General features: G+C 57.4%; 20 protein-coding genes. 4 read left to right on the top strand and 16 right to left on the bottom strand.

What is annotated here, in order from left to right; genetic code table 11:
• Window positions 1–46: 46 nt before the first annotated feature.
• The 7 genes from ACQG2Q_RS04750 to phoB form a co-directional block, all read right to left on the bottom strand.
• Entirely contained in the window at window positions 47–1426 is a 1380-nt protein-coding gene (locus ACQG2Q_RS04750) for a DUF3999 domain-containing protein (protein ID WP_063849481.1), read from the bottom strand.
• Window positions 1423–4032, bottom strand: coding sequence for a DUF2339 domain-containing protein (locus ACQG2Q_RS04745; RefSeq protein ID WP_063849480.1), 2610 nt, complete (start codon window positions 4030–4032; stop codon window positions 1423–1425). Before ACQG2Q_RS04745 ends, ACQG2Q_RS04750 begins: the two co-directional genes overlap by 4 nt.
• 90 nt (window positions 4033–4122) lie before the next feature.
• A complete protein-coding gene (gene malZ / locus ACQG2Q_RS04740; protein ID WP_045622332.1) occupies window positions 4123–5940 on the bottom strand; it encodes a maltodextrin glucosidase in 1818 nt (605 codons plus the stop codon).
• 599 nt (window positions 5941–6539) lie between these two features.
• The gene (gene proY / locus ACQG2Q_RS04735; protein WP_023299434.1) at window positions 6540–7913 is read right to left on the bottom strand and encodes a proline-specific permease ProY; all 1374 of its coding nucleotides are present in this window, start codon (window positions 7911–7913) and stop codon (window positions 6540–6542) included.
• An 81-nt stretch (window positions 7914–7994) separates the two neighbouring features.
• Window positions 7995–9314 carry a branched-chain amino acid transporter carrier protein BrnQ gene (brnQ, locus tag ACQG2Q_RS04730; RefSeq protein ID WP_038415468.1) on the bottom strand — a complete coding sequence of 440 codons (1320 nt, stop codon included), beginning with the start codon at window positions 9312–9314 and terminating at the stop codon, window positions 7995–7997.
• 409 nt (window positions 9315–9723) lie between these two features.
• On the bottom strand, window positions 9724–11019 hold the full coding sequence (gene phoR, locus ACQG2Q_RS04725) for a phosphate regulon sensor histidine kinase PhoR (RefSeq protein ID WP_023299433.1): 1296 nt from the start codon (window positions 11017–11019) through the stop codon (window positions 9724–9726).
• Between the two features lie 21 nt (window positions 11020–11040).
• Window positions 11041–11730: a phosphate response regulator transcription factor PhoB gene (gene phoB / locus ACQG2Q_RS04720; protein ID WP_003859122.1), complete on the bottom strand. Its 690-nt coding sequence runs from the start codon at window positions 11728–11730 to the stop codon at window positions 11041–11043.
• A 187-nt stretch (window positions 11731–11917) separates the two neighbouring features.
• On the opposite strand from phoB, the gene sbcD reads away from it, so the two are divergent.
• On the top strand, window positions 11918–13123 hold the full coding sequence (gene sbcD, locus ACQG2Q_RS04715) for an exonuclease subunit SbcD (RefSeq protein ID WP_063850169.1): 1206 nt from the start codon (window positions 11918–11920) through the stop codon (window positions 13121–13123).
• Window positions 13120–16251 carry an exonuclease subunit SbcC gene (gene sbcC / locus ACQG2Q_RS04710; RefSeq protein ID WP_096216976.1) on the top strand — a complete coding sequence of 1044 codons (3132 nt, stop codon included), beginning with the start codon at window positions 13120–13122 and terminating at the stop codon, window positions 16249–16251. The genes sbcD and sbcC overlap by 4 nt, the downstream gene beginning before the upstream one ends.
• An 87-nt stretch (window positions 16252–16338) precedes the next feature.
• Here the strand turns inward: sbcC and mak are convergent, their stop codons facing one another.
• A complete protein-coding gene (gene mak, locus ACQG2Q_RS04705; RefSeq protein WP_003859127.1) occupies window positions 16339–17244 on the bottom strand; it encodes a fructokinase in 906 nt (301 codons plus the stop codon).
• A gap of 123 nt (window positions 17245–17367) precedes the next feature.
• Here mak and rdgC point away from each other — a divergent pair, with 123 nt between their 5' ends.
• Window positions 17368–18282: a recombination-associated protein RdgC gene (gene rdgC, locus ACQG2Q_RS04700; protein WP_006809928.1), complete on the top strand. Its 915-nt coding sequence runs from the start codon at window positions 17368–17370 to the stop codon at window positions 18280–18282.
• Window positions 18283–18329: 47 nt separating this feature from the next.
• On the opposite strand, the gene ppnP is transcribed toward rdgC, so the two are convergent.
• The 5 genes from ppnP to ACQG2Q_RS04675 all read right to left on the bottom strand — a co-directional run bounded on the left by ppnP (window position 18330) and on the right by ACQG2Q_RS04675 (window position 20966).
• Window positions 18330–18617 carry a pyrimidine/purine nucleoside phosphorylase gene (ppnP, locus tag ACQG2Q_RS04695; protein ID WP_003859131.1) on the bottom strand — a complete coding sequence of 96 codons (288 nt, stop codon included), beginning with the start codon at window positions 18615–18617 and terminating at the stop codon, window positions 18330–18332.
• 71 nt (window positions 18618–18688) lie between these two features.
• Entirely contained in the window at window positions 18689–19366 is a 678-nt protein-coding gene (locus tag ACQG2Q_RS04690; protein ID WP_063850167.1) for an AroM family protein, read from the bottom strand.
• 236 nt (window positions 19367–19602) lie between these two features.
• Window positions 19603–19794: a protein YaiA gene (gene yaiA, locus ACQG2Q_RS04685; protein ID WP_023305565.1), complete on the bottom strand. Its 192-nt coding sequence runs from the start codon at window positions 19792–19794 to the stop codon at window positions 19603–19605.
• A 44-nt stretch (window positions 19795–19838) separates the two neighbouring features.
• Window positions 19839–20363, bottom strand: a complete 525-nt coding sequence (aroL, locus tag ACQG2Q_RS04680; protein WP_023305564.1) for a shikimate kinase AroL — start codon at window positions 20361–20363, stop codon at window positions 19839–19841.
• A 144-nt stretch (window positions 20364–20507) separates the two neighbouring features.
• Complete coding sequence (locus ACQG2Q_RS04675) at window positions 20508–20966, bottom strand: YaiI/YqxD family protein (RefSeq protein WP_022647211.1); 459 nt, start codon at window positions 20964–20966, stop codon at window positions 20508–20510.
• A gap of 97 nt (window positions 20967–21063) precedes the next feature.
• Here ACQG2Q_RS04675 and proC point away from each other — a divergent pair, with 97 nt between their 5' ends.
• The gene (proC, locus tag ACQG2Q_RS04670; RefSeq protein WP_023305563.1) at window positions 21064–21873 is read left to right on the top strand and encodes a pyrroline-5-carboxylate reductase; all 810 of its coding nucleotides are present in this window, start codon (window positions 21064–21066) and stop codon (window positions 21871–21873) included.
• Between the two features lie 16 nt (window positions 21874–21889).
• Here proC and adrA read toward each other — a convergent pair whose 3' ends face one another.
• The 3 genes from adrA to iraP form a co-directional block, all read right to left on the bottom strand.
• Window positions 21890–22993, bottom strand: coding sequence for a diguanylate cyclase AdrA (adrA, locus tag ACQG2Q_RS04665; RefSeq protein WP_063850166.1), 1104 nt, complete (start codon window positions 22991–22993; stop codon window positions 21890–21892).
• Window positions 22994–23095: 102 nt separating this feature from the next.
• Complete coding sequence (gene psiF / locus ACQG2Q_RS04660; RefSeq protein ID WP_022647208.1) at window positions 23096–23416, bottom strand: phosphate starvation-inducible protein PsiF; 321 nt, start codon at window positions 23414–23416, stop codon at window positions 23096–23098.
• Between the two features lie 294 nt (window positions 23417–23710).
• Window positions 23711–23971 carry an anti-adapter protein IraP gene (gene iraP / locus ACQG2Q_RS04655; protein WP_003859148.1) on the bottom strand — a complete coding sequence of 87 codons (261 nt, stop codon included), beginning with the start codon at window positions 23969–23971 and terminating at the stop codon, window positions 23711–23713.
• Window positions 23972–24093 lie beyond the last annotated feature (122 nt).

Raw genomic sequence — 24093 nt, 5'->3', positions numbered from 1 at the left:
CACGGTTTACGAAAAAAACCCGCGACTACGCGGGTTTTTTTATGGCTTATGCTGCGCCGTCTTTTTTTACCTCGCGCCAGATGCGCCATGCCATACCCGCAAGCACCATCACCCCGACGATCAGTACGCCCCAGACCATCAGCGTTTTCATTCTGCTTTCCTGCTCAGCCGCAGACGTCGCGGTTAAACGCGCCTCGCCGCCCAGCGGGACAGGTTCCAGCGTATCCGCCATCGGCAGGGCTGCCAGAGCGTAGGTTTTACGCAGTTCGGTCGGGATCAGCATATCCGTCTCCACGCTTGCCGGTTTCGCAGCCCCGTTCCCCCACGCAAGCAGATACGGCCCCTTCCCCTGCGCGTTGAACACCAGATCATAGCGCACGCGTTGCCCGATCACGCCCGGCAGGTTCTCTGGCAAACGGGCATTGTAGGTCTTGATTTTTACCACCTCGACCAGCCCGCCCGGGAGCGGAACAGGTTCAGACGTTTTGCCGCCGAGCTGGTAGATCACCTCTTTTTTCAGCGTATGCCACCGATCCTTGTCCGCCCCCCGCCAGGCTATTTCTGCCGGGAGAACGCCGTCGCCATTCAGCATGAAGGCGATCGCACTCAGAGGCTGCGGATGCGTCCAGCGCCACACGGCTTCGCTATCGGATAGCCGCTCCCCCTCTCCCGCCAGGCTAATGTGCTCTGATTCCGGCTGCGCAGGAGCGTTAATCGCGTTGACGCCGGTTAACGTCAGGGCTGAACGCCCCGTGTTCAGCACCAGCAGCAGATAGCGATTCGCCTCAGGAGATAACACCAGATCGGTATCGATGCGGTCGAGCTTCAGGCGATCCTGTCCACTCATCACGTCCAGCAGGGGCATCTCTTCGCGCAGGGTATACCAGTTTTTCAGATCCTCGCTGTAATAGACCGATGCCGTCCCCTGCCACGAGCCCTGCGGCGTGTCCCAGAAAAGCTGGAGCTGAGAGAGCGGAACCTCCGTCGCGTTTTCCGGCAGGGTCAGCAGATAATGCTGTCCGGCAACCGCCGCGTGTTGCCCTTCCAGCACAATCTCCACGCCGTTTCTGGCACGTAACATAATTTTATCACCGCTACCCTCTTCCCCACCCGGCGAGGCGTTAAGCGCAAAGAGGCGCAGCGCCGTGGTGGTCGGTGCCGGCTGCGGACGCGTCGTGGTAACCAGGCTGAACGGTACCGGCTCGCCCGACTGATTAAACACGCGCACGTCGCGCAGATCGGGCGATGTGCTCTGCTGATAAACCGCCAGCGGCAGCATGACCCGATACCACGGCGAAGAGGCAGAGGTATCAAGGGACAGGCCATAGGCATAATCCCGCGGGGATTCCACCGGCGCGCCCTCGCTGAATGCCGGACCGGCCACGGCTAGCAGTGCCGCACAAACAACCGCATTCATCCATTTCATTTTTCTTCTCCTGCTTTAGGCGGTAGCGGCGAGAAATAGCCCACAATCAGGACCAGGATCGCCACGCCAATAAACGCGACAGCACGCGCCAGGCCGCCACCGCCCGCGCTGTCCACCAGCATCAGTTTGAGCATGACCACCCCCAGCAGCACCGCACCGGCAAGCCACTGCTGACGGGAGGCCTGACGGGTGGCGCGGATCATGACCACCAGCGCGCAGAACATCCAGAACAGGGCAAAGGTGGTCTGGATAAGCCGCGAATGCCACAGCGACTCCATATTCCAGGCCACCTCGCCGTACCACGCCAGCGCGCGCAGCAGCGCGCCGTTTAGCCACCAGAAGCCAAGCGCCATCAGCACAACGGCGGGCCACGGTCGGGACTGAGCAAGCGATGCCGGATAGTGGCGATCCACTGCCCGATAAAACACCACCAGCCCCAGCAGCGCGAACGCCGCCCCTTCCTCAAGCGGGTTCACCAGCGGCAGCCAGGTCTGTCGATAGACTACCCCGTCCTGGAAATTAGTCACGACCAGCAATACCACCAGCGCCACAACCACAGGGATCACGGCAAGGCAGGCGTAGAGCGCAGGCCATACCCGGAACGGCCACCCGCGACGCCGTACGGCCGCGGAGAGTGCCATAATCACCCCACCGCCGACAGCCATCGCAATGCCGCTTCCCCAGGCCGCCATGCCCCATGGCAGGGAGCGGGCAAACCAGTAAAGCTCGGCGGCCATGGCGAGTAAAATCATCCACAACAGCGACAGATGCAGCCCCATTGCGATGCGCGGAAGAAGTTTATCTTCGTCGCGCCGCAGCATCATCAGGGCGGCAGGCAGCGCAATAGCCCAGGCCAGATTTGCCCAGCCGGCTGCCATGATCTGCTGTTGCCAGACCTGATAAAGCACCATCAGCAGCATCACCGGCCACAGCAGCCATTTGCTGGCATCCAGCTCCCGCCATGCCATACGAGCGGCAGCCTGCCGCCATCCCCAGGCCGACACCGCCGTCAGCGCCAGCACGCCCGCAAGAACCGATAATTCTGTCTTGAGGATCAGTTGCGACGCACCCAGTTGCGCCACTAACCAGAACAGCAGCCCACCGACCAGCAGCGCCCAACTGCCCGACAGCACGATTTTCTGCCACAGCCAGGCCGCAGCCAGCCAGCAAAGACTGAGCACTGCGAAAATAAGCAGCAGGCTCAGGGAGGTGACGCCGTCCATCTGCGCCCATATCGCGCTGCCGAGCGCCAGCACCAGCAGCGCCGTCCCGCTATAGCTCATGCGCCGCTGCTGCTGTTGCACGCCCAGCCAGAGAATACCCAGCCCTTCCAGCGCCCAGGCCATCGCCGTCCAGCGCGCTGAAAGCGCCAGCGGAATGGCAAGCGTGGCAAACCCGCCGCCGATCGCCAGCGCCGCCATAATCAGTGGCCGCCCGACAGACGGATAGCGTCGCAGTGCGAGAAACGCCAGGGAGAGATAAAACGCACCATAGCCCAGCGCGCTGAGCGCCGGGCCGTACGTCCAGTGCGACGTCATGCCGTACTGCATCCCAAAACCAATCAGCGGCGGGGCAAACAGCAGTACGCCGTCAATAATCTGTTTGCCTTTTTCCTGCGCCCGCAGCGACAGCGCTACGCTAAACACGCCAAAAATAAGCGTATTGGCAATCAGGAACAGCTGACAGATAACATAGTTTTCAGGCTGGTAGTCGCTCAGCCCCCACACTCCGCCAACGCCAAACGTGAAGAGCAGCCCGAGCAGGTTGAGCTCGCGCCAGTGCTGCCAGATGCTGATGACGAGAATGCCGATGGAGAGCAGAAGATAGAAGGAGAACAGCGCCACAAAGCTACCGCCCCCGGTAGACAGGAGCAGCGGCGCAAGATATCCGCCCAGGCTCGCCAGCATGGCAAGGCTCAGCGCCTTTTGCAGCACGGCCAGCCCGACGCTCGCCGCGCAAATCACCACCAGCAGCGCAAACGCCAGCGTCATCGGCAGCATCTGCCACAGCCGGAATGCGCCAAAGACGGTCAGGTAAAGCACGCCGGTCGCCCCGCCCTGGAGGATCAGCGCGTAGATCCGCTGCCTGTGCCGCAGCCGCCATCCAACGGCCAGCAGAACCATGGCAAACAGCGCCGTGGCGGCAAGACGCAGCTCAAGCGGAAACAGTGAATGTTCAACGGTATAGCGCAGCAGGAAAGAGAGGCCGAGGAAGAGCAGTACAATCCCCAGTTTTGCCAGCGGATTGCCCTGCATAAACCAGCGCGTCAGCGAGGACAGGATGCCGCCAAAGGCGGAAGGCCGTTTTGCCGCCGGGACAGGCGCAGGTTCTGCTTCAGTGACGGGCGGTTCGGGACGCCAGGGATCGACAGGTGCGTTAACGGCCTCTGGCACCAGCGCTGGTGTCTCCACTGGCGCGGCGGTCTGCACCGGCTCCGGCGCTTTCTCAGCTACACCGTGCTGCTCAAGCGCCTCAATGCGCTGGCGAAGCCGGGCGATCTCCTGCCGCGCCGCCGTGCTTCGATTAAAGCCTATCACCGCAAGCACGGGGGCCACGACCAGCGCAAAAACCAGGAACAAACAGCCAAGGATGTAAAGCTCGTCCATGTTTCCACCTTCACCGTAAAAGATCCGTTAAGATTGACACAAATAGTTGCATTTGCGCCATCTAAAAGGTGAAAACCATGCTGCCTGCGCTTAGCTGCCGAACCAGACCGTAGCGGAGATCGCCGGCAGCGTGAGCACGTTCTCCTGTAACGTCGCTTTCCCCTCTTTGCTCTTCCACGTTTTACCGGCCAGCAGCGGTGAATCTTCCAGCACCACTTCACACGCCTCACCCCGGTTGATCGCCACCAGCACGCGCTGCTGGTTGTAGACGCGGACAAACACCACCACATTATCTTGGGCGTACATCACCTGACAGCCCCCGTAGCGCAGGGCCTGGCTCTGCTTGCGTAGTGTCGCCATACGCTGGTACAGGCTGAACAGATCCTGATCCTGCTTTTCAGGCTCCCATGGGAAGGTTTTGCGGCAGAACGGATCGTTGTTACCGTCCAGCCCCACTTCATCTCCGTAATAGATGCACGGCACGCCCGGCCAGGTGAAAAGCCAGGTCACCGCCAGCGGCAGACGCGCCACATCTTTACCCAGCAGCGATTTAAAGCGCGCGGTATCGTGGCTGTCGAGCTGGTTAAACATCCGAAGCTGCTGCTGATGAGACAGGCCAGCGCGATAGTTCTCCATCCACGCCATGCAGGTTTCAGCGTCAATATTCTGCGGATCGTAAGAGATATCGGTGTTAGCGAGGAAGCCCCACAGCGGGAAGGTGAAGCCGCGATAATTCATCGACGCGTCTTCTGCATCTGCCTGCAACCACTGACGCGCGTCGCCAAAGTGCTCCCCGAAGACGAATGCTTCCGACCGGGCCGCTTTTGCCGACCGGGTAATGGCGGCGACATGCTGAAGGTTATTCCGCGCCCCGCCTGCTTCACCCAGCATATGCACCACGTCCAGCCGCCAGCCGTCCATATTCCACGGCGCTTTCAGCCAGTGGCGCACGATGCTGTCTTCGCCGCCGTAGATTTCATTCACAAGCGTTGACGACTGGAAATCGAGCTTCGGCAGACTCGGGTAGCCCAGCCAGTCCAGGGCGCGGCCATTCTCGTCAAAACTGTACCAGTCACGCTGGGGGGAGTCCGGATTATGGCATGCGCCGCCCATCGACTGATTGTGACGGTCGAACCACGCATGAGAATCACCGCTGTGATTGAACACGCCATCAAGGATCAGGCGCATACCCTCTTTTTGCGTGTTGTGGCGCAGCCGCAGCAGCGCCTCGTCACCGCCAAACTGCTCGTCAACGTGGCGGTAGTCCTGCGTATCGTATTTGTGAACGCTTGGCGCTTTAAACACCGGGTTCAGGTACAGCGCCGTCACGCCGAGCTTTTTCAGGTACGGCAGTTTTTCGCTGATACCGTCGAGATCGCCGCCGTAAAAGGTCGATCCCCCCGCCTGGGCGGTCAGCGGCTCGTCCCATTTTTTCAGAATGATGTCGTGACCGACCGCATGATGGTAATAAACCTTGTCCTGGTCGGCGGTGCGCTTTTCACTGCGCGCAAAGCGGTCCGGGAAAATCTGGTAAAAGACCTGATCGTTAACCCACTGCGGGCCGTTATCCGGGTGATCCACGGCAAACTGCTCCAGCCTGGCCGGAGGGAAACGGCTGAAGCCCTGCGGGGTAAACCACAGCTGGCGGTTGTTCCACAGCAGCTTGAAGCCGTAGCGGCGACGCGGCTGTCCGCTGCGCAAATCGATATTCGCCCGCCACGCCGTAATACCCGGCTGAGGCTGGCTGCGCACCTTGTGCATTTTCAGCGATGTCTCTTCGTTATCCACTTCGGCGCGCAGGGTCACACGTTCAGGCTGATTTTCCCCTGCCAGCCAGAGCGTAATCACAAGGTTGTCTTTGTTTTGCTTAACAAATGGGGCAACCGGAAGGTGCCAGGCGTTTAACATCACGAATCCCCTTTGATGAAATTGACGTCACCTTGCCACAGGGTTGTTAAGGATAGCTCACCATGATGGGATTTATTGGGGGAGGAGGACGGGGGAGGAGGCATCAGTGCGGCCTGATGCCCTCACCCTAACCCTCTCTCACGGGGCTGAGGGATCCCCAGTAATTTTTTTATGCAGAAGCAATAAAGTTGCTTTCTAAATGACTGAGGGCTGTCAGCGATGCCCTGGTCCGGCTGTAAATCGCTGAGGCGTTTGCCTTCCGGCCGGGGCGAGGCGCAGGGATGCGCCGAGAGGGCGGCTTTACAGGGACGTTGCCTCCGCCCGTACCCGATAAGCCGGAAGGAATAAGCCGAGGGCACCGCGAAGCGGCGATTTACCGCCGGGAGCCCGGGTCGCCAGGGTGGTGGCGACTGAGCCACCCTGGCACGTTCACCGGTCATGTCGTTACAGAGTAGCAAGGAACATAAAGTGAACGGAATGACCACCACCGCCGTATGTTCCCCTCACCCTAACCCTCTCCCCGGAGGGGCGAGGGGATTGCTCAGTGCTCGCATTAATTTGTGGGGAACCCTCTCCCACGGGGAGAGGGGAAAAGAATGTTACTGTGCTTCCGCCAGCTGACGATCGCGGCGACATTTAAACATCCAGCCCACCAGCAGCAGGACGATCCACGCGAAGCCCACGTACAGGGAAATACGGGTATCCGGGTGATAACCAATCAGGCCGATGATAAACACCAGGAAGATGAGGCCAACGACGGTCGTCGCAACACCGCCCGGCACTTTAAACTTCAGCGCTTTGGCCTCTTCTGGCGACAGGCGGCGACGGAACGCAATCTGCGACAGCAGGATCATGATCCACACCCACACCGTCGCAAAGGTCGCCAGCGACGCAATCACCAGGAAGACGTTCTCCGGCATAATGTAGTTCAGGTAGACCGAGAACAGCAGCGCCACGGTCATGACCAGCACCGTTACCCACGGGGTACCGCGACGCGACGTTTTGGCAAACACCTTCGGCGCACTGCCCTGCTCCGCCATGCCGTGCAGCATACGGCCCACGCCGAACACGTCACTGTTGATGGCCGACAGCGAGGCTGTCAGCACCACAAAGTTGAGAATGCTGGCGGCAAACGCAATGCCCATGTGCTGGAAAGTCAGGACAAACGGGCTGCCGTTGGTGCCCACCTGGTTCCACGGGTAGATGGACATAATCACAAACAGCGTGCCCACGTAGAACACCAGGATGCGCATCGGCACCGAGTTGATGGCGCGCGGAATAGACTTCTCCGGATCTTTCGCTTCCCCGGCGGTGATGCCGATAATCTCGATTCCGCCATAGGCGAACATGACCATCTGCAGCGACATGACCATCCCGAGCCAGCCGTTGCTAAAGAAGCCGCCGTTGCTCCACAGGTTGTGAATGCCGGTTGGCTGTCCACCGTTGCCGATACCCCAGATGATAATGCCGAAACCGGCGAGGATCATGATGATAATGGTCGCGACCTTGAAGAAGGAGAACCAGAACTCCAGCTCGCCAAACACCTTCACGCTCATCAGGTTAACGGCGCAGATAATCAGCACCACGCTCAGCACCCAGATCCAGTGCGGCACGGCGGGGAACCAGACCCCCATATAGATACCAAACGCCGTCACATCGGCAATGGCAACAATCAGGATTTCGAAGCAGTAGGTCCAGCCGGTGATAAACCCGGCCAGCGGGCCTAAATTTTCCTGCGCGTAGCGGGAGAAGGAACTGGCAGAGGGGTTGTGAACCGACATTTCGCCAAGGGCGCGCATGATGATATACGCCGCCACGCCGCCGATGATGTAGGCCAGCAGAACGCTTGGACCGGCCATTTTGATGGCATCTGCCGAGCCATAAAAAAGACCGGTACCGATAGCCGAGCCCAGCGCCATAAAGCGGATGTGGCGGGTGCTCAATCCACGTTTAAGTTTGTTAGTGCTTTCCATTAAAATCTTGCCATTCAACACGAAAAAAACAAAAAACCACGGGGCCTTAAGCCCCGTGGTTAAACAATTTGTTGCCGTTGATTAATGGGCGTTGGATGTCACCTGACGCCCTGCCGCACGGTCCCAGATAATCGCCAGAACCAGCGCTACAACGGAAGGCATCAGCCAGGCCAGGCCCTGCTCGGACAGCGGCAGACGCTGTGTCCAGGCTGGCAGGATTTCTGCAAATGCTGATGCTTTGATCCCGTCAAGGATACCAAAAATCAGGCTGATAAACATGGCTGGCGCAATAATTCGCGTGGAGTTATGCCACCACGAACGGGTGAAGCTCAGCACTACCAGCACGATACATGGCGGATAGATCGCCGTCAGCACCGGAATTGAGACCTGAATCAGGTGGCTCAGACCGAGGTTTGACACCGCCATGGAGAAGATGCCGAGGATAAACACCAGCGTGCGGTAAGAAAGCGGCAGATACTGAGCGAAGAACTCCGCGCAGGCGCAGGTCAGACCCACCGCCGTCACCAGACAGGCCAGGAAAATCAGCGCCGCCAGCAGCATGCTGCCTGCACCACCAAAGGTGTGCTGCACGTAAGCATGCAGGATCGCCGCGCCGTTTGCGCTCTGATCGACCAGCGTTGCGCTATCTGAACCCAGGCGGAACAGCGCCAGATACAGCAGCGTCAGGCCGACACCGGCCATCAGGCCAGCCCAGATGGTGTAGCGAGTCAGCAGACGCGCTTCGGTCACCCCGCGGGAACGCGCGGCGTTAACGATAACGATACCAAACACCATCGCGCCAAGCGTATCCATCGTCAGATAGCCGTTCACGAAACCGTTTGAGAACGCCGCGTTCTGGTAGGCGTCCATCGCGGAGCTGATGGGCCCCGCAGGCCAGACGATGGCCGCAACCGCCAGCACAATCAGCGCCACAATTTTCAGCGGTGCCAGGAAGTTACCCACAGTATCCAGCAGTTTGCCCGGATAGAGAGAAACCAGAATCACGATGGCGAAGTAAATGAGGCTGTAAATAAACAGCGGCATCGCGCCGTCACCGGTCAGCGGGGCAATACCCACTTCAAAGGAGACGGTCGCCGTACGCGGGGTTGCGAACAGCGGGCCAACGGCCAGATAGCAGACGGTTGCCAGCAGAACGCCAGCCACTTTGCCAATCGGGGTGCTGAGGCTGTCCACACCGCCACCGACTTTCGCCAGCGCGATAACGGTCAGTACCGGCAGGCCCACGGCAGTAAGCAGGAAGCCAAACGCAGCCGTCCAGACGTGTTCACCCGCCTGTAAGCCAACCATTGGAGGAAAAATGATGTTACCTGCGCCAACGAACAGCGCAAATGTCATAAAGCCCAGCGCGATAATGTCACGCGATTTCAAGTGATGGGTCATAAAACCTTACTGCCTGTGGATGTGGTGTTGAATACGTTGAGATTTTCGCCATCCCTGACGGGACGATACAGCGGAAAATTTGCTCAATTTCAGCGGGATATGCTCCCGTCCAGGCGTGGCGAAGAATAGTTTTTCGATTTACCACGCAAATACAGTCGGTCTGACAGTATATGGGGGGCAATTTAAACGCTTATAACGTTTAAAGGCAAGAAGGGATCGTAAAACCAGAACAATATGCCAGCATGAAAATTCAGACCAAAATAATATGCCATGTATAAGAAAAACTCATGGCTAATCATGCGAACAAAAAAGCACCAGCCGTATAATATTCACTCGCGTTTCGCTTGACTGCAAAGCAAACGGGCCAGCAATCGCTGGCCCGTGGAAAGGTAGCCTGACACACACGCTGTCAGGCACTTTTTTTGGCAATTAATCGTTCCGGAATCACGAAGCTAAAGCGCGTGCCCTTACCCAGGGTGCTTTCGATATTGAGCCGGCTTTCGTGGTGGCTGACGGCATGCTTCACAATTGCCAGCCCCAGTCCGCTCCCGCCGGTCTGCCGCGAGCGCGCCTTATCCACCCGGTAGAACCGTTCGGTGAGACGCGGGAGGTGTTCAGGCCCAATCCCCGGCCCGTTGTCCTCGACGCTAAACTCAGCCCCTGCCGGAGTATGCTGCCACCGCACCGCGATATGCGTCCCTGTCGGGGTATGATTCACGGCGTTATAGACCAGGTTTGAGATAGCGCTTCGCAGCTCATCTTCACTGCCGAGCACTTTCAGCGTGTTATCAACATCAAAACTCAGGGTGTGTTGATTATGGCTCAGCGTTTGGGCTTCGCGCTCCACCACTCGCAGCATCATCGGCACATCAATGATGTCGTTTAGCGCCAGCGACGGGGCAGCCTCAATTTTTGAAAGCGTTAGTAGCTGTTTGACCAGCCCTTCCATGCGGAACGTCTGTTCCCGCATGGTATGCAGCGCTTTCTCACGCGGCGCCCCCTCAAGCGTTTGCTCCTGCATCATCTCCAGATAGCCCTGAAGCACCGTCAACGGCGTACGCAGCTCGTGGCTGACGTTGGCAAAGAAGTTACGTCTCGCGCCCTCAAGCTGATGCATCTGGGTGACATCCCGCGCCACCATCAGCCACTGCCGATCGCTGTAGGGCATCACGCGAATTTCAAGATGGCGACCGTTATTGAGCTTCAAATTGTGCGGACGACTAAAATCACGCGTTTTCAGATACAGCGTGAACTCGGGATAGCGCAGAAGGTTGAGGATGTTCTGACCGTTATCATCCGGCCAGCGCAGGCCCAACAGCTGCTGTGCGAGGCCATTGCACCAGAAGATGGTCCCTTCTTCCGTCGTCAGGATCACTGCGTCCGGCAGCGACTCCGCGCCGCTGCGAAAGCGTTTTATCAGGCTTCCCAGCTCACGACGGCGCTTTTTATTACGCATCTGCATCTGGTGCAGGCCGTAGAGTAGCGGTTCCCAGCTCCCGCTTCCCGGCGGGGGTGTCATACTTCTGTCGACCCACAGCCACCAGGAAAGACGCAGTAAATTCCAGAAATGCCAGACGAGCAACCCCGTCACGGCCACCAGTAAAAACCACGGCAGATAGCCAAAAATAGCCCCCAGAATGAGGGCCGGAATACAGCATAAGATCAGTTCAAAGACGAGCCTTTTCCATGACAGACGTTCCAGCACGCGTCACACTCCTGTCATTGTTCAGAAACGGGTCGAGAAGCGATAACCCGTGCCGCGGACCGTCTGTACCATGCGATCGTGGCCGCTCAGTTCCAGTGCTTTACGCAGGCGGCGAATATGGACGTCAACCGTTCGGTCTTCGACATAGACGTTAGTTCCCCAGACGTTATTCAGCAACTGTTCGCGGCTGTAAACGCGCTCCGGGTGTGTCATAAAGAAGTGCAGGAGTTTAAATTCGGTGGGGCCCATATCGAGGGGATTTTCACCGGTCATGACCCGGTGTGAGGTAGGATCCAGGCTCAGGCCCTGCATCTCAATCACCTCTTCCACCGCCATCGGTGAAATACGGCGCATCACGGCTTTGATACGCGCCACCAGCTCTTTTGGAGAGAACGGTTTGGTGATGTAATCGTCCGCGCCGGTTTCCAGACCGCGCACGCGATCCTCTTCCTCACCGCGCGCCGTCAGCATCACCACCGGGATATCGCGGGTCATCGCCTCGCGTTTGATATGCTTGATAAACTGCAATCCGGAACCGCCAGGCAGCATCCAGTCCAGCAGGATCAGATCGGGCCAGGGTTCATTCAGCTGGTTCACCGCGCTGTCATAATCTTCCGCTTCAACCGGCTGGAAGCCATTTTGTTCAAGCACGAAGCACACCATTTCACGGATCGGAGCTTCATCTTCTACGACCAGAATACGTCTCGCCATACTTTGCCCTGTCTTATCGTATTTAAGTTACAAGTCTGTAATGCGGCGTCATTATGCGTCAGATTTATGACAGATTTATGAAAAACATTACCACGATAAATAGCAAACTGTTGTTTTATTACAGCGGTTATTTTCCGTTCCCCGAACGTTTATAATCCTGCTTTCTTATTATTGCCACGGATCTCTTATGCGCATACTTCACACCTCAGACTGGCACCTGGGTCAAAATTTTTACAGCAAAAGCCGCGCCGCGGAACATGAAGCGTTCCTGAACTGGCTGCTGGAGACGGCTCAGGCTCACGAGGTGGACGCAATTATTGTGGCGGGCGACATTTTTGATACCGGATCGCCGCCGAGCTATGCGCGTGAGCTGTACAACCGTTTTGTGGTCAACCTCCAGCAAACCGGTTGTCACCTGGTGATTGTCGCCGGAAACCATGACTCGGTGGCGACGCTGAATGAATCCCGCGATATTCTGGCGTTCCTCAATACCACCGTGGTGGCCAGCGCCGGACACGCGCCGCAGATCCTGAAAAAACGTGATGGCACGCCGGGCGCGGTGCTATGCCCAATTCCGTTTTTACGCCCGCGCGATATCGTGCAAAGCCAGGCAGGCCTGTCCGGGAGCGAAAAACAGCAGCATCTGTTGCAGGCCATCACCCGCTATTATCACCAGCAGCATACGGAAGCCTGCGCCCTGCGCGGCGAACAGGCCATTCCGATCGTTGCCACCGGGCACCTCACCACCGTCGGGGCCAGTAAGAGTGATGCGGTGCGCGAGATTTATATCGGTACGCTGGACGCGTTTCCAGCGCAAAACTTTCCTCCCGCCGACTACATTGCCCTCGGGCATATTCACCGGGCCCAGATCGTCGGCGGCTGCGAGCATATTCGCTACTGCGGCTCGCCCATTTCCCTCAGTTTTGACGAAACGGGCAAAGCCAAATCCGTGCATCTGGTGAGCTTCACCGAAGGCAAACTTAGCGCCGTTGAGACGCTTGAGGTGCCGGTCACCCAGCCGCTGGCAGTGCTGAAAGGCGATCTGGCCGCCATTACCGTTCAGCTTGAGCAGTGGCGCGGCGCAGTGCTTAATCCCCCCGTCTGGCTCGATATCGAAATCACCACCGATGACTACCTGTACGATATGCAGCGTAAAATTCAGACGCTGACGGAAGACCTTCCCGTGGAGGTGCTGCTGGTACGTCGCAGCCGCGAGCAGCGCGAGAAAATTCTGCTGAACGCCCAGCGTGAAACGCTTAGCGAACTTCGGGTTGAAGAGGTGTTCGCGCGGCGGCTTGCGCATGAAGAAGTGGACGAGGCCAGGCGCACCAGGCTTAACGAGCTGTTTGCCCATACCTTGCATTCCCTCAATGACGAGGACGAAAACGCATGAAAATTCTGAGCCTGCGTCTGAAAAATCTGAATTCGCTAAAGGGTGAGTGGAAAATCGATTTCACCGCGGAGCCTTTCGCCAGCAATGGGCTGTTTGCCATCACCGGCGCAACCGGCGCGGGTAAAACCACGCTGCTGGATGCCATCTGCCTGGCGCTTTACCACGAAACACCGCGTCTTAATAAGGTCTCTCAGGCACAAAACGACCTGATGACGCGCGATACCGCCGAATGCCTGGCTGAAGTGGAATTTGAGGTCAAAGGCGTTGCTTATCGCGCTTTCTGGAGCCAGAACCGCGCCCGCAACCAGCCAGACGGGAACTTACAGGCACCGCGCGTTGAGCTGGCCCGCTGCGAAGACGGCAAAATTCTGGCCGATAAAGTCACGGATAAGCTGGAACAAACCGCCGCACTCACCGGGCTAGACTATGGTCGCTTTACCCGCTCGATGTTGCTCTCTCAGGGGCAGTTTGCCGCCTTCCTGAACGCTAAACCGAGCGATCGGGCAGAGCTGCTGGAGGAACTGACCGGCACGGAAATTTACGGCCACATTTCCGCCATGGTTTTTGAAAAACACAAAGCGGCACGCAACGCGCTGGAGATGTGCGAAGCGCAGGCCGCAGGCGTTGTGCTGCTGAGCGAGGAACAGCAGCAGCACTTGCAGCAAAGTTTGCAGGCACTTACTGACGTAGAAAAAATCCTGCTGGCACAGCAGCAGAGCCAACAGAAAGATTTTCAGTGGCTTACGCGTAACGACGAGCTGATACGTGAGCAGCAACGCGCAGCCGCTTCGCAGCAGCAGGCGCAACAGGCTCTGACGGACGCCGCGCCGCAACTGGCGAAGCTCCAGCTGGCACAGCCCGCCGCCCAGCTACGTCCGCTGTGGGAGTATCAGCAGGAGCAGACCACCCGCCTGGCGCAGACAACAGCGCGAATTGTTGAAGTAAATACTCGCTTACTCGACAGAGCGGCGCAGCGCTCGCGTATTCGCAACGGTGCGCTGCACAACCGTGAACAGTTGCGGACAGAACACACGGTACTGACGCAGTGGCTAACCGAACACGATCGTTTCCGTCAGTGGGGGCAGGAAATTGCCGGCTGGCGGGCGCATTTTACGCAACTGAGTCGCGATAAAAATCAGCTTGTGGCCCAGTCAGCGCGTATGGCTGAGCTTCGTCAGAAACTGGCTGAGATGCCGGAGAGTACGCTGACGCTGACGGCTGAGGATCTCGCGACGGCAATGGAGCAACAGGCACAATCGCGGGCGCTCCGCCAGCGCCTGACTGCGCTTCACGCTCGCTATCAGCCGCTGCAAAAACGGCTGCGCCATAATGCGGAAAGCGTGCAAAAAGCGCAGGCTGAGCAGGCTAAGCTCAATGAAACGCTGATCCTGCGGCGTCAGCAGTTCAAAGAGAAAAATCAGCACTATGCCGACCTGAAAGCGCTCTGTGAGCGTGAGGCAACAATCAAGGATCTTGAGAACTATCGTGCACTGCTCGAAGCGGGTAAACCTTGCCCGCTCTGCGGTTCAAGCGAACACCCGGCAGTTGTGCAGTATCAGGCGCTTGAACTGACCGACAATCAGCGCCGCCGCGACGCGCTGGAGAAAGAGGTTGCCGCGCTAAAAGAGGAAGGATTGCTGCTGCTCGGGCAGGTGAATGCGCTCACCCAACAGATCCAGCGCGAGACAGAGGAAGTACAGGCCCTCTCTCAGGAAGAGCAAGCACTCACTAAAGAGTGGCTGGAGGTCTGCACCTCCCTGAACATAGCGCTGAATATTCAGGATGATATTGCCCCCTGGATGAGCGAACAGGAGCAGTATGAACGCCAGCTGTATCAGCTTAGCCAGCGTCTGACGCTGCAAAACCAGCTCAATGAACAGGAAGATCAGGCGCGCCAGTACCAGCAGCAGCTGACGGCGACGCGTCAGGCGCTGGCAGCCTCGCTAGAGTCGCTGTCGCTTAGCGTGCCCGATGAAGGGGCCGAAAGCGCCTGGCTGAGCGCACGCGAAGCTGAATATACCCGCTGGCAGGAAAAACAGGCCCAGCACGGTACGATTCAGGAACGTATTAACGCCCTGATGCCCATCCTGGAGACGCTGCCGGATTCTGATGACGCAGAAGCCGACGCGGTTATCCCTGAGAACTGGCGCGGCATCCACGACGAATGCGTGTCGCTGCAAAGCCAGCTCGCCACCCTACAGCAGCAGGAGACGCTTGAGCGTGAACGGCTTCAGCAGTCGCAGGCTCAGTTCAGCGCCGCGCTGACCGCGAGCTGCTTTGCCAGTCAGGAGGCATTTCTCTCCGCCCTGCTGGATGAAGCGTCGATCCGCCAGCTTGAACAACAAAAGCAGACGCTGGAGAACCAGCTCCAGCAGGCCACGGCGCTCTCCGTACAGGCAAACCAGCAGCTTCAGGCGCATCAGGCACAGCGCCCCGAGGGGCTGGAAACCGACGCCGCAACCCTTCAGGCGCAGTTACACCAGCTGGCGCAACTGCTTCGTGAAAACACCACGCATCAGGGGGAGATCCGCCAGCAGCTCAAGCAGGACGGTGATAACCGTCTGCACCAGCAGGCGCTTATGCAGCAGATTGAGGAGGCGGCGCGTCAGGCTGACGACTGGGGCTATCTCAATGCGCTGATAGGCTCCAGCACCGGCGATAAATTCCGTAAATTCGCCCAGGGGCTGACGCTGGATAATCTGGTGTGGCTTGCCAACCAGCAGCTCAACCGTCTGCATGGCCGCTATCTGCTTCAGCGTAAAGCCAGCGACGCGCTGGAGCTGGAGGTGGTTGATACCTGGCAGGCCGATGCGGTACGCGATACCCGTACCCTGTCCGGCGGGGAAAGTTTCCTCGTCAGTCTGGCGCTGGCTTTAGCGCTTTCCGATCTGGTCAGTCACAAAACGCGCATTGACTCGCTTTTCCTGGATGAAGGGTTCGGCACGCTCGACAGCGAAACGCTGGACACCGCGCTGGATGCGCTCGACGCGCTGAACGCCACCGGGAAAACCATCGGCGTGATCAGCCACGTAGAGGCAATGAAAGAACGTATTCCGGTGCAGATCAAGGTGAAGAAAATCAACGGGCTGGGGTATAGCAGGCTGGACAGGGAGTTTGCGGTGCAGTAAATGGAGGATGTTGCCCTCACCCTGGCCCTCTCTCTGTGGGAGAGGGTACAAACATCAAAAACGGCAACGCAAGTTGCCGTTTTGCGTTTATTCCGGCCAGAGCCACGCCGCGCCGCGCACACCGCTGGAATCTCCATGGACGGCTTTGCGGATCGGCGTTTCGCATTCGCCCCCAAATACCCACTGTTTCACCAGCGTTGGCACCGTCGCGTACAGCCGGTCAACGTTGCTCATGCCGCCGCCCAGCACAATCACGTCCGGATCGAGGATATTGATCACATGCGCCAGTGATTTAGCCAACCGCATTTCGTAGCGGCTGAGCGCCAGTTCAGCCACCGGATCCTGCTCCTCAACCAGACGCATAATCTCGTTGCCTTTCAGCGGCTGGCCGCTCAGACGATGATAATCGGTGGCAAACCCCGTGCCGGAAATAAAGGTCTCAATACAGCCCTGCTTGCCACAGTAGCACGGCACTTCGGCACGGTATTTGAGTTCATCTTCGTCCATCCACGGTAACGGGTTGTGCCCCCACTCACCCGCGGTGCCGTTGCCGCCAATATGCGAGCGCCCACCGAAGGCCACGCCCGCCCCGCAGCCGGTACCGATAATGACCGCAAATACGGTCTGCGCGCCAGCCGCTGCGCCATCTACGGCCTCAGAGACCGCTAGGCAGTTAGCGTCATTTGCCAGACGCACTTCCCGGTTCAGACGCTGGCTTAAGTCTTTATCAAACGGCTGACCGTTGAGCCAGGTGGAGTTGGCGTTTTTCACCACGCCGGTATACGGCGAAATGGAGCCGGGGATCCCCATCCCGACCGTGCCCGTCTCGCCCGTTGCCTGCTCTGCCATATCGACCAGACGGGCAATCGTCTCTATGGTCTGGTGATAATCATCGCGCGGCGTAGGCAGACGGTGGCGAAACAGTTGCTCCCCCTGCTCGCTCAACGCAATAACTTCTGTTTTGGTGCCGCCCAAATCAATCCCAATACGCACAAGACACTCCTCATTATTTTGATTATCAACAGAGTAGAAGCCCACTTCCCGATTAGCAATGCAAGCGATGCGACAATTCGTTATCATGCCCGCTGATTTAACGACAAGGCCGTGGAAATTATCATGCTGTGGTTCAAAAATTTGATGGTTTACCGTCTCAGCCGCGACGTTTCGCTGCGTGCAGAAGAGATGGAAAAACAGTTAGCCGCTTACTCCTTTACCCCTTGCGGTAGCCAGGATATGGCAAAAACCGGCTGGGTTCCGCCAATGGGTTCTCAAAGCGATGCGCTGACCCACGCCAGCAGCACGGGGCAAATCATCGTTTGCGCCCGCAAAGAAGAGAAGATCCTGCCGACGCCTGTGGTGAAGCAGGCGCTCGAAGCGAAGATCTTCAAGCTGGAAGCTGAACAGGGCCGTAAGCTTAAGAAAACCGAAAAAGATTCACTGAAGGATGAAGTGCTGCACTCGCTGCTGCCGCGCGCCTTTAGCCGCTTTAGCCAGACCATGATGTGGATCGACACCGTGAACGGGCTGATCATGGTCGACTGCGCCAGCGCCAAAAAAGCGGAAGATACGCTGGCGCTGCTGCGTAAGAGCCTTGGCTCATTACCGGTGGTACCGCTGGCACTGGAGACGCCGATTGAGCTGACCCTGACTGAGTGGGTGCGCAGCGGGACTGCCGCGCAGGGCTTCCAGATCCTTGATGAAGCAGAGCTGAAAGCGCTGCTGGAAGATGGCGGCGTGATCCGCGCGAAGAAACAGGATCTGGTGAGCGACGAGATCGCCGTGCACATTGAAGCGGGCAAAGTGGTGACTAAACTGGCACTCGACTGGCAGCAGCGCATTCAGTTTGTGATGTGTGATGACGGCTCCGTGAAGCGCCTTAAATTCTGCGATGAACTGCGCGATCAGAACGAAGATATCGACCGCGAAGATTATGCTCAGCGCTTTGACGCAGACTTTATCCTGATGACCGGCGAGCTGGCGGCGCTGATCCAGAACCTGGTGGAAGGTCTCGGCGGCGAAGCGCAGCGTTGACAGGCAAAACGTAGGCCGGGTAAGCGAATGCGCCACCCGGCATGCTTTTATTTCAGATAGCGGCACAGATAAGAGGTTGGCTCTGCAACCTGCAAATGGAACTCGCTGTGGCCCGGCACGTTGAAGACCTGCCCGGCACTATAGACTTTCCACTCCGTTTCACCTGGCAGCAGGACGTTCAGCGCGCCGCTGACCACCGTCATCTCTTCCGCTTCTGCGGTGCCAAAGGTGTATTCCCCTTCCGCCATTACGCCGACACTGGCGCGGCCAGTGCTGCTGCTGGTAAAACCAATGGATTTCACTTTACCGGAAAAGTATTCGTTACTTTGAAGCATGAACTGGCCCTTATATTTATTGAGAAAAATCCACTATAGGGGCCATGCTCATGACCTGTCACGCAAAATCATTACACCAGTAATTCTGACGCCAGGCGCGCCATCAGGACGTTAGAGAGCAGCACCGGAACATCCAGCGCCTTTTGCAATAAATCACGATGCCGTTGATGGAAGCCCAGGCAGTCCAGCATCAGGACATCCGCCCCTCTGTCGATCAACTCCTGCCCGGCCGCAATCAGCTTCGCTTCGCTGTCCCAGAACGGGTTTGCCAGCGCGTACAACGGAGTGTGCTCCAGCGCGGCCCACTTCACCGTCTGGTTATCCAGCAGTTCTTCTACGGGAACGATAACGCCCACCTGATGACCATCAACAATTGACGCCACCAGCGGGGGGATAATCCGCATCGGTTCGAGCAGAATGGCATTACGCGCGCTGAGTCCTTTAACGGGTGCCGTGCTCATCAGCAAAATAACGTCATAGTCCTGATTGTCGAGCACTTCGATCACGCCCTGTAGCGCGCGCTCGATTTTCTGGCGCGACACATGCGCCAGTTTACCGTCACTGAGTAACGTTGCCAGGGGATCTTCCCCCTCTCCGACCGCGTAGTCTTCCATGACCTCTTCCCGACTGAGCTTCCCTAACAGACTGAGATGCGTAATTTGTTGTTCAGAGACATGCTCGGTTAAGAGCGGTAATACTTCGCTTATAGGCACCACACCAATCGTGAGGATCGCCAACGTCGCCTTCATTTTTATCGCCTTCCGTTACTACCACAACTGCCACACAAGTACAGGCTCACTACGCTGCACTGTTCATTTTTTCAACAAAACAGCACCAAGCGTAGCAGGGGATCTCTACACCGTAATGTAAAGATCGACTGGCCTTTCCAAATCTACCTGTAATAACTAAATATTAACTGCTGCTTAACATCAGCGATAAGTTAAAAATGTGATTCAGGCACGGTTGTAACGAATTCGGATTCTTGTCAGGACTTCTCGGGATCCTCATAGCGCCGTTTCGCATCCAGCGCTTCCTGTTCGGTTTCATGTTCGCTGATCAGCGAATCAGGTTTAGGGTGATCGGCACGCAGCTGGTACCAGGTTACGGTCTGATCGCTATTACCTTTTTCAACGGTAACGATGCGGGCTTCACGTGGATAGGGAGGTCTGGTTGGCATAGCTCATCCTTTTTTTATGTCTGAGCTATGAGTATAGACGGCTGTCAGCTGGCGCAAGCCAAACGCAGGGCGGTAATAATCTGAATCGCAACTTTCTCGGGTGACGCTGACGCATCCACAACGTGGTGTGCCGCCTCGCGGTACAGTGCATCGCGTTCGGCGAGGACCTCGCTGACCTCTTCACTCAGCGGTTTCGCGGTCAGCGCCGGGCGCTGCCCCTCTTCCGGAAACGCCTCCAGCCGCCCCACCAGCGTAGAAACCGGGGCGCAAAGGTAGATTACGACACCCTTTTCGCGCATAAACTGGCGGTTATACGGCGCCAGAATAATGCCTCCACCGGTCGCAATCACGGTTGACGGCGCGGTCACCGCTTCCAGCGTGGCCGTTTCGCGCGCACGAAAGCTCTCCCACCCCTCATTCTCCACGATATCGGCGATGGTCTTACCGGCATTCTCCTGGAGCCAGTGGTCAGTATCGACAAACTGACTCTGGCACAGACGCGCCAGCTCCAGACCAACGGTGGTTTTCCCACAGCCGCGAGGGCCAACTAAAAAGATGGGTGGGTTCATAACCAGGTGTTCCCCTTGCTGCCGGATAACTGAAGGCTGTAAAGAAATGATTGCAGAAGATGTTGCGCTAACTTTACTGCAAAGCGGTACGGAATGACAAGCCTGTGGAAGTCACACTGTACCACAAAACAGCCCGGAGGTGGGCTACGCCGGGCGGCGCTTCACTTCCAGCAGCCATTTATCCAGCTCGGCGGCAAACTGCTGGCGATCGCGCTGCGACAGGCTGTCCGGCCCACCGGTTTGCACGCCGCTGGAACGCAGGGTATCCATAAAATCACGCATGGTGAGCTTCTCCCGGATCGTTGCCGGCGAATAGCGCTCGCCGCGCGGGTTAAGCGCCGCGGCCCCCTTCGCCAGCACGTCGGCAGCCAGCGGGATATCCGCCGTGATCACCAGATCTCCTGCGTCACACAGGCGTACTATCTCGTTATCTGCCACGTCGAACCCGGCCGGCACGCGCAGAGAACGAATGAACCTGGAGGGCGGCACGCGGATATTCTGGTTCGCCACCAGCGTCATCGGCATCTGCACCCGCTCGGCGGCGCGGAATAAAATCTCTTTAATCACATTCGGACACGCGTCCGCATCAACCCAAATCGCCATAGTGTCTCCCCATTATGATTCTGGCGACTATTGTCGCCTGCATTTCGTTGTTAAGCTATCAATGAGAGATAACAACGCATAATAACGGAAAGACGTGATGGATAAGAAAATCGGGTTTATCGGCTGCGGAAACATGGGTAAAGCTATCCTCGGTGGACTGATAGCCAGCGGCCAGGTGCTGCCGGGGCAGATTTGGGTCTTCACCCCATCCCCGGATAAAGTCGCGGCGCTGCGTGATGAGTATGGTATCAACGCCGCCGAAAGCGCGCAGGAAGTGGCTCAGGTGGCGGACATTGTCTTTGGCGCCGTTAAGCCGAATATCATGATTAAAGTCCTGAGCGAGATCACCTCCAGCCTGAACAAAGAGAGCTTGGTGGTGTCGATTGCCGCAGGCGTGACCCTCGACCAGCTCGCCCGCGCGCTGGGGCACGACCGTAAGATTGTTCGCGCCATGCCAAACACCCCGTCGCTGGTGAATGCCGGTATGACCTCCGTTACCCCAAACGCGCTGGTTACTTCTGAAGAGGTGGCGGATGTATTGAACATTTTCCGCTGCTTCGGCGAAGCGGAAGTGATTGCCGAACCGATGATCCACCCGGTTGTCGGCGTGAGCGGTTCTGCCCCGGCGTATGTCTTTATGTTTATCGAAGCCATGGCCGATGCCGCCGTACTTGGCGGTATGCCGCGCGCGCAGGCCTACAAATTTGCGGCGCAGGCGGTGATGGGCTCGGCCAAAATGGTGCTGGAAACGGGTAAACATCCGGGCGAACTGAAAGATATGGTGTGCTCGCCGGGTGGCACAACCATTGAAGCCGTGCGCGTGCTGGAAGAGCGCGGATTCCGCTCCGCCGTGATCGAGGCGATGGAAAAATGCATGGAAAAATCAGAGAAGCTGAGTAAGTCCTGATGCGTTACGCCGGGCGTCAGGCGGCCACTTCGGTGCGACCCCGTCCGGCATTTTTGGCTTTATAGAGAGCCACGTCCGCGGCCTTTAGCCATTCACGATAGTGCGTGAACTGCGCCCCCCAGGGGGCAACCCCAACGCTGATACACAACCTCGCCATAGGTGCTCCGTGCAGCGGCATGTTGACCAGCCTTTCATGGACGCGCGCCATCGCCGCAATCGCGTTGTCGGCAGGCGTGCCGGACATGATCACCGCAAATTCATCTCCCCCGAAGCGGCCAATATAATCGCCTGCGCGCAGGGTCAGCTGAAGCTGGCGCGTGATGGCGACAATCGCTTCATCCCCCACGTCATGCCCCCAGGTGTCGTTGATCGTCTTGAAGTGATCGATATCGATGAGCAGTATCGTCGCCTGTCGATGGCTGCGACGGCAGGCCTCAAATTCGTTACGCAGCAACGTTTCCCAGTGACGGCGATTGAACACGCCGGTCATTCCGTCGCGGGTACTCATCAGCTCAAGCCGACGCTTATGCTCTGCCAGCCGGATCGCCGTGCGGTGGCTGAGCCAGGCAAACAGCATGGGGTAGACCACCAGCACGGGGAGCGTCAGCCACAACGCCAGCGGTTCAGAGGTCAATAGCACAGGAGTACCCGTGGATTGCACGGTGAGCAGGGCAGACAGAGCAAGCAGCGCAAGTCCTGTCAGAAATAAGCGGCATCCCCCCGATCCCATCATGTTCATGCCGATCATCACGATCAGCGCCGCCGTTGGCAGCGCATTGAACCCTACTAATCCCATCCAGACGCCAGCAATGATGGCATCGATTTTCAGATTAACGATTTCACCGCTGTGGGGGCAGGTCGAACGAAAAGCCAGCTGCCAGGCCAGATGGGGCCAGACAAAGACCCAGCCCACCAATAACAACCACCAGACGCCAGAAAGAAGCTGACTCACCAGAACGCTGGCAAGCGGAACAAACAGCGCCGCCAGACCAACGATGCGTGCCAGCCGTATTCGCCGGGCAAATCGCAGACCGGAACGGTATGAGTCATCCTGAGAAAGCTGCTGATACCACGCTTCCCGAATGTTCTCGTGATTGTCATAAAACTCATCATTCATCATTTTTGGGAATATTCTGAAACATTTTCCCAAATTATAGAGAGGGGGATAGCGAGGAAAGTATGAAATTTTGGGTGAGCCACAGCCGTGACTCACCCGTTAGCACTACGCCTGTTTTTTCAGGCACGCGCTCATAAACTTGCTGCGATCGTCGCCTTTAAGCATCTGCTGTGTCGCCTGGGCATTGCACTCGCGCATTTTTTGCTGCTGCGGGGTCAGGCTTTTTTCACCCGGTTTGGTCGTACCATTTTTAAGGCAGTCGCTCATATATGTTTTACGGGCATCCCCTTTCAGACTTTGCGAGGTCGCCTGTTGGTTACAGGTCGTCATGCGCTGCTGCTGGGGCGTTAACGTTTTCTCTTCCGCATGTGCTGAGGCGATCAGACACAGGCCAGAGAGCAGGGTAACCAGTATTGTTGTTTTCATTGCACCATCCTTTATGTGAAGTTCCACGTTAAGTCTGGTTCGTTACGGGAAAAAAACCACCCTGCGGCCATGATTTTCACCGTGATTCAGGGTTATTTCAGTCCCGTCGCAGCGCGTTTATTATTAACCGGTTTCGCAGGAACGGAGGAGGTAATTACGAGCGAGTTTAATGCGGTGAAAAGTGTGCTCTGCTTCATTTTAATTTCCCTATGGTAACAGGGTAAAAATAAAAACAGAGCGACGCCAGGCATCCTGCATGACAATTCTGTGACACGTCATTTCACCTCTGGCGGGTTAACTGCGAGGATGCCTTAAAAGCTTCTTTACGTATTGCTGAAGCAGCTCAGCGTCCTCTGCAGGCACCTGTGAATCAGGGCGAGCTTTTTCCAGCGCGCCTTCAACGTTGTCGATCAACGCCTCCTGCTCTGGTTTTGCCATCTGTCGCAACAGCGCCGTCACAACGATCTCCAGCGCCTCGACCTGGGCAACCAGCTCTTTCGACTCTTCTTCCTTTTGGGCAAGCTTAACCAACAACTCAGCAATGAGATTTTTCATGGTGCTATGTCCTTATGTGATTTCCCCTGAAATTAACACCCTCACTGAATAATGAAAAGCATGGATTGGTTTTATCTTATGCAAAAGTGACATTGCTGCCAAAAAAGATATTTCGGAGCGCA

The sequence above is a fragment of the Enterobacter cloacae complex sp. 370H10 genome (assembly GCF_050031535.1).
In the GTDB taxonomy this organism is placed as follows: domain Bacteria; phylum Pseudomonadota; class Gammaproteobacteria; order Enterobacterales; family Enterobacteriaceae; genus Enterobacter; species Enterobacter intestinihominis.
Note: the sequence above shows the minus strand (reverse complement) of the source record. Positions and strands in the feature narration are given on the sequence as shown.